General features: G+C 72.0%; 1 protein-coding gene and 4 pseudogenes. All 5 read left to right on the top strand.

The window, feature by feature from the left end; all coding sequences use genetic code 11:
• A partial coding sequence (locus HN013_RS31910; RefSeq protein ID WP_171172475.1) for an SDR family NAD(P)-dependent oxidoreductase occupies nucleotides 1-2,372 on the top strand: 2,372 nt, incomplete at its 5' end.
• A 48-nt stretch (nucleotides 2,373-2,420) separates the two neighbouring features.
• Nucleotides 2,421-3,941 (top strand): annotated as a pseudogene (locus HN013_RS33830) (type I polyketide synthase); the annotation flags it as partial.
• Between the two features lie 346 nt (nucleotides 3,942-4,287).
• Nucleotides 4,288-6,855 (top strand): annotated as a pseudogene (locus tag HN013_RS33825) (acyltransferase domain-containing protein); the annotation flags it as partial.
• Nucleotides 6,741-7,274 (top strand): annotated as a pseudogene (locus HN013_RS34045) (hypothetical protein); the annotation flags it as partial. The pseudogenes HN013_RS33825 and HN013_RS34045, both read left to right, overlap by 115 nt.
• 87 nt (nucleotides 7,275-7,361) lie before the next feature.
• Nucleotides 7,362-7,671 (top strand): annotated as a pseudogene (locus HN013_RS31895) (polyketide synthase); the annotation flags it as partial.

Genomic DNA, 7,671 nt, shown 5'->3' with positions numbered 1-7,671 from the left:
CCCTGCTCGACGACGGATTCACCCACTTCATCGAAACCAGCGCCCACCCCGTCCTGACCCCCGGCATCACCGACACCATCGACACCCACCCCACCACCAACCCCCACACCACCACCGTCACCGGAACCCTCCGCCGCAACGACGCCACCCTCACCCGCTTCCTCACCAACGCCGCCCACACCTGGACCACCGGCCTCCCCCTCACCTGGACCACACACAACAGTCAAGTCCAGCCTCTTGAACTGCCCCTGGACGAGCCTGCCGAGGCGAAGGGCGCCCGGCCGTCCGGCGCGGATCTGGAGGAACGGCGCTTCTGGCGGATGGTCGAGCAGCAGGACGGCCAGGAGCTCGCCGGGCTGCTGGGCCTCGGACAGGAGGCGGACCGGGCCTCTTTGGAGGCCGTTCTGCCCGTGCTCTCCGGCTGGTGGCAGCGGCACCGCGAGAACACGGCCGTCAACGACTGGCGCTACAGGATCGCCTGGCGCCCCGTACCCGCCGATGCCCCGCGGGCGGCGCTGACCGGGACCTGGTTCCTGGTGGTGCCCCGGCAGCTCGCCGGCCCGGAGGTCTCCGACCTGGCGGCGGCCTGCGGCCGGTCGATAGACGAGCACGGCGGCAAGGCCGTGGTGATCGCCGTCGACGCCTCCGCCGAGAACCTGACCGAGGTCACGGACGCGCTCACCGCCTCCGCGGACCAGCCCGTCGGCGGCGTCCTGTCGCTCCTCGCGCTGGACGAGTCGCCGCACCCGGACCACCCGGTGATCCCGTCCGGGCTCGTCGCCACCGTCCGGCTGATGCAGGCCATGGAGAACGCGGGCTGCGACGCACGGCTGTGGTCGGCCACGTCCGGTGCCGTCTCCACGGCGTCCGGCGACGAGCTCTCCCACCCCGTGCAGGCGCACCTGTGGGGACTCAACCGCGTCGCCGGTCTGGAGAACCCGCACCGGTTCGCGGGCCTGGTCGACCTGCCCCCGGCCCTCGACGACACGACCGGAGCGCTCCTCTGCTCCGCACTGGCCGGGATCGGGGACGAGGACCAACTGGCGGTCCGGGACAACGGGATCCACGTGCGCCGGCTGGTGCGCGCCTCGCTGGACAACACCCAGCCGTCCAGCCCCTGGCAGCCCTCCGGCACCACCCTCATCACCGGGGGGACCGGCGCCCTGGGCGGCCACGTCGCCCGCTGGCTCTCCCGCAAGGGCGCCCACGTCCTGCTGCTGAGCCGCAGGGGCCCCGACGCCCCGGGCGCCGAGGAGCTCCGCGGCGAACTCACCGAGCTGGGTGCCGCGTCGGTCACCATCACCGCCTGCGACATCGCGGACGAGGACGCCCTCGCCGGCGTCATCGGCGCGATACCCGCCGACCGCCCGCTCACCGCCGTGATCCACACGGCCGGTGTCGTGGACGACGGGCCGGTGAACGAGATGACGGCGGAGCAGCTGGAGCGGGTCCTGCTGCCGAAGACCCGGGCCGTCGAGAACCTCCACCGGCTCACGGAGGACCACGACCTGTCGGCCTTCGTCCTCTACTCCTCCTACGGCAACCTCCTGCCCAACGTCGGACAGGGCGCGTACGCGGCCGGCAACGCCTACCTGGACGCCTTCGCCCGGCACCGGCGCGCCGCCGGCCGTCCGGCGACCTCGATCGCCTGGGGCGCCTGGGCCGGGAAGGGCATGGCGGAGGACCAGGGCTTCATCGACTGGCTGAGCCTGGGCGGCATGGACCTGATGACACCGCACCTCGGTGTCATGGCGCTCCAGCAGGCGCTGGACCACGACGACACCTTCGTGGCGATCGCCAATGTGGACTGGGAGCGGTTCGCCGAGCGGTTCAACACCACCCGGCCGCACCCGCTCGTCTCCGAGCTCGTCACGCCGCACACGGCGGCCACCGCCGCCCCCGCGCCCCGCGAGACCACGGAAGCGGTCCGGCTGGCCGACCTGCCGGAGGCGCAGCGGAAGAGCGAGCTGCTCCGCCTGGTCTGCGCCGAACTCGCCACCGTGCTGGGCTACTCCGGCACCCAGGACATCGACCCCGACGTCGCGTTCAAGGAGCTCGGGATCGACTCCGTCACCGCGATCGAATTCCGCAACCGGATCAACGCCGTGACGGGGCTCAGGTTCTCCCCCGTCTCGGTCTTCGACCACCCCACCTCCGAGGCGCTGACCGAACACCTCCTCAGCCGGATGCCCCGGCCGGAGGGAACGACGCCTGGGGAAGGGACCGCACCGCAGCAGCAGGTCAGGAAAGACAGCGAAGACAAGGAAGTCGAGGAAGGAGCGGCGCGAGAGGCACAACCCGGAGGAAGCCGGATCGACTCGATGGCACTCGAGGATCTGGTGCGCATGGCACGCGGTGCGAACGGTTCCTGACCCTGTGGTGAGAGCGGAGATTCCAGGATGACAACGTCGAACGAAGAGATCGTCGAAGCGCTGCGGGCCTCGTTGAAGGAGACCGAGCGTCTGGAGAGGGAGAACCGCCGTCTGGCCGACGCGTCGCGGGAGCCGATCGCGGTGGTCGGCATGGCCTGCCGGCTCCCGGGCGGGGTGCACTCCCCCGAGGAGCTGTGGGAGCTGGTCGCCGACGGGGTCGACGCCACCTCGCCGATACCGGAGGACCGCGGGTGGCCGGAGGACCTCTACGACCCGGACCCCGAGCAGTCCGGCAAGTCCTACAGCCGACGCGGCGGCTTCCTGGACGATGTGGCGGGGTTCGACGCGGAGTTCTTCGGGATCTCGCCGCGTGAGGCGTTGGCGATGGATCCGCAGCAGCGGTTGCTGCTGGAGGTCTCCTGGGAGGTGCTGGAGCGTGCGGGCCTGGACCCGGCGGCGCTTAAGGGCAGCCGGACGGGTGTCTTCGTCGGCGCGTCCACCTCGGCGTACATCCCCGACCTCGAACACGTCCCGGAGATCGTCGAGGGCTACACCCTCACCGGCAACCTTTCGAGTGTGCTGTCGGGGCGGGTGTCGTACTCGTTCGGCTTCGAGGGGCCTGCGGTGTCGGTGGACACCGCGTGTTCGTCGTCGCTGGTCGCGCTGCACCTGGCCGTCCAGGCGCTCCGGCAGAACGAGTGCGAGCTCGCGCTCGCCGGTGGCGTGACGGTGCTGGCCAGCCCCGTCGCCTTCATGGAGTTCTCGCGTCAGCGCGGGCTGGCGGCCGACGGACGGTGCAAGCCCTTCAGCGCCGCGGCGGACGGCTTCGGCGCCGGCGAGGGCATCGGCATGCTCGCGCTCGAACGGCTCTCGGACGCCCGCCGCCGGGGACACCGGGTGCTGGGCGTCGTGCGGGGCAGCGCCGTCAACCAGGACGGCGCCAGCAACGGCCTCACGGCACCCAACGGCCCGTCGCAGCAGCGCGTGATCCACGCGGCCCTGGCCAACGCCGGGCTGACCCTGGGCGACGTGGACGCGGTGGAGGCGCACGGCACCGGGACGAAGCTGGGCGACCCGATCGAGGCCCAGGCCCTGCTCGACCTCTACGGTCAGGAGCGCTCGCCCGAACGCCCGGTGTGGCTCGGGTCGTTGAAGTCCAACATCGGCCACACCCAGAGCGCCGCCGGTGTGGCCAGTGTGATCAAGATGGTGATGGCGTTGCGGCAGGAGGAGCTGCCGCGCACGCTGCATGTGGGTGAGCCGTCGCCGTTCGTGGACTGGGACGCGGGCGCGGTGTCGCTGCTGACCGAGCCGGTGACCTGGCCGCGCGGCGAGCGGGTGCGCCGGGCCGGGGTCTCCTCCTTCGGCGTGAGCGGCACCAACGCCCATGTGATTCTCGAAGAGGCCCCGGCCGAGGAGCCGGTGGATGAGCCGCCCGTCGTCGAGGTGGCTCCGGTGGTGTCGGGTTCGGCGGTGCCGTGGGTGCTGTCGGGCGGCAGCGCCGGNCGTGAGCGGCACCAACGCCCATGTGATTCTCGAAGAGGCCCCGGCCGAGGAGCCGGTGGATGAGCCGCCCGTCGTCGAGGTGGCTCCGGTGGTGTCGGGTTCGGCGGTGCCGTGGGTGCTGTCGGGCGGCAGCGCCGGCGGTCTGCGGGCGCAGGCCGCCCGGCTGCTGGACTTCGTCACCGAGCTGGGCGACGCCGCGGACCCGGCCTCCCTCGGGCGGGCGCTGGTGCGGCGCTCGGCGTTGCGTCACCGGCTGGTGGTGACGGGCGAGAACCGCGAGGAACTGCTCGCCGGACTGAAGGCGTTCGCGGAGACCGGTGAAGTCCCCCGCAACGGGGTGACGGATGTTGTCGCCGGCCGGTCCAAGTCCGCGTTCCTGTTTTCCGGTCAGGGTGCGCAGCGTGCGGGTATGGGGCGGGAGTTGTATGGGGTGTCGCCGGTGTTCGCGGCGGCGTTGGATGAGGTGTGTGGGGGTCTGGACCGGGTGATGGAGGGGCCCGGGGTGCGNAAGTCCGCGTTCCTGTTTTCCGGTCAGGGTGCGCAGCGTGCGGGTATGGGGCGGGAGTTGTATGGGGTGTCGCCGGTGTTCGCGGCGGCGTTGGATGAGGTGTGTGGGGGTCTGGACCGGGTGATGGAGGGGCCCGGGGTGCGGGAGGTGATGTTCGCCGAGCCGGGCAGTGAGCCGGCCGCCCTGCTGGACCAGACCGTGTATACGCAGACGGCGCTGTTCGCGTTCGAGGTGGCGTTGTTCCGGCTGGTGGAGGCGTGTGGTCTGCGTGCGGACTTCCTGCTGGGGCATTCGATCGGTGAGCTGGCCGCCGCGTATGTGGCGGGGGTGTGGAGTCTGGAGGACGCCTGCCGGCTGGTGGCCGCGCGCGGGCGGCTCATGCAGGCCCTGCCCGCGGGCGGGGGCATGCTCTCCGTCCCGGCACCCGCCGAAGACGTCACCGAGATGATCGCCGGGTATGAGGGTGTGGAGATTGCGGCGGTCAACGGGCCGGCCGCAACGGTGGTCTCCGGTGACCTCGACGCCCTGGCCACTCTCGCTGCCGCCTGGGGTGAGCAGGGCATCAAGACGCAGGCCCTGACGGTCTCGCACGCGTTCCATTCCGCGCGGATGGAGCCGATGCTGGCAGAGTTCGGCCGCATCGCCGCCTCCCTCACCTACCACGCCCCCACCCTGCCGGTCGTCTCCAACCTGACCGGGCGCACCGCCGGCGACGAACTGCTCACCCCCGACTACTGGGTGGAGCAGGTACGCCGCCCGGTCCTGTTCCTCGACGCCGTCCGCACGCTCAGCGCGCAGGGTGTGCGCGGCTTCACCGAGGTCGGCCCGCGCGGCGTCCTGACCGCGATGACCGCCCAGTGCCTGCCCGAAGAACATCAGGCCACCACCACCCTCATCCCCCTCACCCGCACCAACCGCCCGGAGCCTGCAACTTTGCTGACGGCTCTGGCCCGGGTGTGGACCACCGGCCAGACCCTCAACTGGCCCGCCCTCATCCCCGCTTCGACGTCGTCACCGGAGCTGCCGACCTACGCCTTCGACCACACCCGCTACTGGCTCGACCGCACCCGCACCACCACCGACCTCACCCACACCGGCCTCACCCCCCTCGACCACGGCCTCCTCACCACCGCCATCGACACCGCCACCCAAAACCAGCACATCCTCACCGGACGGCTCACCCACGCCGCCCACCCCTGGCTGTCCGACCACACCATCACCGACACCGCCCTCCTCCCCGGCACCGCCTTCGTCGACCTGCTCATTCAGGCGGGCGATCACGTCGGCTGCCCCACCATCGACGAGCTCATCGCCCACACCCCCCTGGCGGTTCCGTCCGACGGCGCTGTCGACCTGCAAGTGGTGATCGAGGCCCCCGATCCCGACGGCCGGCGCGCCGTCGGCGTCCACTCACGTCCGTACACCCCGGACGCCGGGTCCACGGACGGCGTGTGGACCCGCCATGTCCAGGCCGTCCTCGCGCCCGAGGCCGCGCAGCCCCAGGACGCCGAGGCGGACTTCGCCGCGCTGCGCTCCTGGCCGCCCGCGGGGGCGACGCCGGTGGCCGCAGGTGACGTCTACGAGCTGCTGTCGTACCGCGGTTACTCCTACGGGCCGGCCTTCCGGGGACTGCGGAACGTCTGGCAGGACGCCGACGGCACGGTGTACGCGGAGGCCGCCCTCCCCGATGCCTCCGCCCCGCAGGCGGCCGACTACCGGCTCCACCCGGCGCTCCTCGACGCCGCGCTCCATGGTCTGAGCCACCACCCGGATTTCCCCTCCGAGCGGATCTGGCTGCCCTTCTCCTGGCACGGGATCACGCTGCACTCCACCTCCGCGCGCGCCCTCCGTGTCGTTCTGCGCTCCATCGGCGACGGCGTTCTGCAGATCACCGCTGCCGACCCTGCCGGGAACCCGGTCGCCCGCATCGACGCCATGCACATCCGCCCGTTCGACCCGGACCAGCTCGCTTCCCACAGCCAGGCCCTCAACAACCTGTTCGCCCTCTCCTGGATCCCCGCGTCCGACGCAGGGCAGACGTCCTTGCCGTCGTCGGTCGTTGTCGGCGCCGACGAGCTGGGCGTGGCCGCCGAGCTGCCGGACGTGACGGTGGTCGAAGATGTGGCGGCCCTGGTCGCCGAGGGCGTAGTGCCGGAGCTGGGCATCATGTGCGCTCTGGGCGAGGGCGCGGAGGCTGCGTTCGAGGTGGCGGCCCGTGTGCTGGATGTGGTGCAGGCGTGGCTCGCGGAGCCGTCGCTGGAGTCCAGCCGCCTGCTCGTCGTCACCCGTGGTGCCGTCGCGGCCGGCCAGGGCACCGGAAGCACGGATGTGACGGATCTGGCCGCCTCGACGGTGTGGGGTCTGATCCGCACCGCGCAGAGCGAGCACCCGGACCGTTTCGTCCTGCTGGACTGCGACCCGGCCACCGAGCCCTCCACCGTCAACTGGCAGCCCCTGCTCTCCCGGGCCGCCACCACCACCGAACCCCAACTCGCCCACCGCAACGACGCGGTACTCGTCCCGCGCGTGGTGCGAGCGGCAAACGGCGGGCAGATCCCCGCCGTCGGCGGATTCGACGCCGCCGACCACTGGCGCGTCGACGCCCAGGGCGNAACGACGCGGTACTCGTCCCGCGCGTGGTGCGAGCGGCAAACGGCGGGCAGATCCCCGCCGTCGGCGGATTCGACGCCGCCGACCACTGGCGCGTCGACGCCCAGGGCGGCGGCACGCTGGACGACGTCGGCAAGACCGACAACCCCCGCGCCACCCGCGCTCTCGAACCCGGCGAAGTCCGCATCCAGGTCCGCGCCTCCGGCCTCAACTTCTACGACGTCGCCGTTGCCCTCGGCATGGCGCCGTCCAACGAGGGCCTGGGCACCGAGGGTTCTGGCACGGTGGTGGAGACGGGTCCGGGCGTCACCCGGTTCGCTCCGGGCGACCGCGTCTTCGGCGGATTCCCCGCAGCGTTCGCCCCGTTGACCATCGCCGACGAGCGCGCCCTCGCCGCCGTCCCCGACGACTGGTCCTACGAGGAGGCGGCTTCCGTCCCCACGGTGTTCTTGACGGCGTATTACGGGCTGCGGGATCTGGCGGGGCTCAAGGCGGGTGAGCGGGTGCTGATCCATGCCGCCGCCGGTGGTGTGGGCATGGCCGCCGTCCAGCTCGCCCGCCACTGGGGCGCCGAAGTCTTCGCCACCGCCAGCCCCGCCAAATGGGACACCCTGCGCGCCATGGGCCTCGACGACCACCACATCGCCAACTCCCGCACCCTCGACTTCGCCCCCC

Origin of the sequence: Streptomyces sp. I05A-00742, assembly GCF_013055795.1 — a bacterium.
Taxonomy (GTDB): Bacteria; Actinomycetota; Actinomycetes; order Streptomycetales; family Streptomycetaceae; genus Streptomyces.
The sequence above is the reverse complement of the archived record's forward strand: the minus strand, read 5'-3'. Positions and strand labels throughout refer to the sequence as shown.